The sequence below is a fragment of the Lactiplantibacillus sp. 7.2.4 genome (genome assembly GCF_018991185.1).
GTDB classification, from domain to species: Bacteria; Bacillota; Bacilli; order Lactobacillales; family Lactobacillaceae; genus Lactiplantibacillus; species Lactiplantibacillus pentosus.
The window spans coordinates 1-1269 of record NZ_JAGYGS010000135.1 but is presented as its reverse complement, the minus strand read 5'-3'; the positions used below and the strand labels follow the sequence as shown (position 1 = coordinate 1269).

3 protein-coding genes are annotated in these 1269 nt (G+C 42.6%); all 3 read left to right on the top strand.

The genetic code is table 11. The features are described from left to right. The first annotated feature begins 100 nt into the window (after window positions 1-100). Window positions 101-412 carry a hypothetical protein gene (locus tag KGF70_RS16855; protein WP_159259014.1) on the top strand — a complete coding sequence of 104 codons (312 nt, stop codon included), beginning with the start codon at window positions 101-103 and terminating at the stop codon, window positions 410-412. Window positions 413-450: 38 nt separating this feature from the next. After that, window positions 451-1065 carry a hypothetical protein gene (locus KGF70_RS16850; protein WP_216786520.1) on the top strand — a complete coding sequence of 205 codons (615 nt, stop codon included), beginning with the start codon at window positions 451-453 and terminating at the stop codon, window positions 1063-1065. Between the two features lies 1 nt (window position 1066). Beyond that, window positions 1067-1269, top strand: a 203-nt coding sequence (locus KGF70_RS16845) for a CagC family type IV secretion system protein (RefSeq protein ID WP_216786519.1), incomplete at its 3' end; no start/stop codon positions are given.

Sequence of the window (1269 nt, the reverse complement as noted above, 5' to 3'; positions counted from 1 at the left end):
GGGGGGGATGCACTTGTAATCAAAATGTAAAATTAAATGGTATCAATGCACCTATTTATGTGCTAAACTAAAAATAAAATAAAGAAAGGAGAATCCGCATGTGGCAAACAAACAAAAATGGCATAGTCTAGCACAAGCAAGTCGTGAATTAGGACATGGGCGCAACTATGTTAGTGCTTGGTTGAGCAGACATAGAGAAGAATTCCCAGAAGAATTAATGATTGGTTCTGGGAAAAGCAAGTTAATATCTGATGAAGGCATAGAGTGGATTAAGAAGCACATAAAAAAAGAGGGCGTCCTCGTCAGCAGTAGAGTTGCTAACGGGGATCAGCACCTAGAACCGCAACTTCTAGGTGTCACCCTCCTAACAATCCATTTTACCGGGCGGGCTGGGGGAAAGCTAGTTGCTTAATATTTCTAGCCCAGCAAACCACATAAGGAGGTGACTCAATGAAAGTAGAAAGCTGGCAAGGCATTAATGGCAAGCTAGTTCATGATGATCAAAAGGCGATTGTGGTTGATAATGACCAAGCATTAACCGATCAAAAACAGCTACAAGCAATTTTAGATCAAGACGGCCAGCCAATCGACGAAGTTCGCCGAGCCATGATTAAGAAGACGGTTAAACATCAGCTAAAAACGCCGCCATTAAAACTTAGGGGCTGGTTTAATCGCCATCAAGACAGTCAAAATGCTAAAAAGGCCGAAAAATTGGTGAGTGACAAACCGACCCATCAATATAAGCAGATCAGAAATGAAATGACCTTTTTTGGTGAGAGTTTCCTGGAAGGTTTCTTAGGCTTCTATGGCTTAGAAGTTGATAACGCCTTAGGCCGTTATGAACATAACTTGCATGTCCTAGAGACCCAAGAGTTAGGCCAGCCAGAAAAAGAGTATTACTTAGCCACGAGTGAAAATGGCCACGTCAGATTAGCCACCGATCCATTACCAAGCCAGCAAATTGCCGAGGAACAATTGAACAAGTTCTATCAGCGTGAGCCAGAAGAAACGCAGGCAGAACAAATTCAATTACGAACATCAGAAGACGATAGGAAGGAGGAATAACATGTCAAAATACAGAAAAATGAAAGCGCTATCAGCTACTGGAGCTACTGCGATTTATTTGGGCTTGATGAACGCCCAGGTTGTTTTGGCGGCGGACGGTGGCGAAGTTAAAAGCAAGCTAACCAGCGCTGGTAAGACGATTCAAGGTATTTTAACTGGGTTGGTCGTTTTAGTCGGGATTTGTGTCGCGCTATTTATTATTAT

What these genes read in the sequence shown, in the direction of transcription:
- KGF70_RS16850 (WP_216786520.1), top strand. Translation starts at nt 451, where the DNA reads ATGAAAGTAGAAAGCTGGCAAGGCATTAATGGCAAGCTAGTTCATGAT.